General features: G+C 60.9%; 2 protein-coding genes. Both read right to left on the minus strand.

All coding sequences use genetic code 11. From position 1 onward, the window contains the following. Positions 1 to 427: hypothetical protein (locus JHD07_RS36490; RefSeq protein ID WP_291631006.1), on the minus strand; the 427-nt coding region annotated here is incomplete at its 3' end. After that, positions 427 to 903 (minus strand): hypothetical protein (locus JHD07_RS36495; protein WP_366865801.1); only part of this gene is annotated, 477 nt, incomplete at its 5' end. The genes JHD07_RS36490 and JHD07_RS36495, both read right to left, overlap by 1 nt.

Genomic DNA, 903 nt, shown 5'->3' on the forward strand with positions numbered 1-903 from the left:
TCAAATCCTCCGGAGCCGGCGCTATGCCGTACACGCTTCGTCCTGCGACTTCGGTCCTTACTTTGATCGCGCGAACCTGCCAGCCCGCCGGCAGTTTGGCCGTCGTCTCGTCGACGCCGTCGATGTAGAAGCCGTGAGTACGGTGGAATTGGCTGCTCACACCGAACAAGCCGTCGATGTGCTCCGACGCAACGTTCGGATCACCGCCCGGCGACTTGGCATTCTCTTCCAGCTCCCAGATCTTAGCGTTCTCCGGGAAAGCGTCGATCTCCGGCGATGCCCTTGCCGGCTCAGGCGCATCGGGCATCGATGCCAGAATGGCTTGGCTGCCGACGACGAAGACGTTGTCCGTGTTGAATTCGAAGGCCAAGGCTCGGACGACCCGGAGAAGGTCATCCAAAGTCCGTATGCCGCGATCTTCGGCCATCAAGGACCTCCCGGAACAAGGAAGTCAGGCTGCGCAGACAGGCTGCGTTTGACGATCCGTCTCGCCGCCTTCCTCAAGCGGACACGGGCATGGTAGTCGCCAAAATCGACTCCCTCGGCGAGCCAGAACGGCGAGGTATTACGCAGCCGCACCATCTCGCGGTCGCGGCTGATGAGTTTAGAGGCTAGTTCCTTGGGCGGTAGCGCAAGCAGTTCCTGCCACTCGCGCACGAAGGGCCAGCCGGCGAACTGACTGGCTTGGCGCTCATGAGCCAACTTCGCCTTCTCGACCAATGACGGGTCGCGGCGAAGCATCCGCACGATCAGCCGATGCATCATCAGCTTCGCGGTGTCGCCAACTATGCCTTCATTTAGCCCATCGCCCATCGCGTGGAGCGCCTCTCCGCCCGCTTTTCCGACCGTCGTGTGGACCTCAGAATATAAACAAGCAGTGGGCAACAAAAAAGGGCGCAAACC

It is taken from the genome of Bradyrhizobium sp. (assembly GCF_016462955.1).
GTDB lineage: Bacteria > Pseudomonadota > Alphaproteobacteria > Rhizobiales > Xanthobacteraceae > Bradyrhizobium.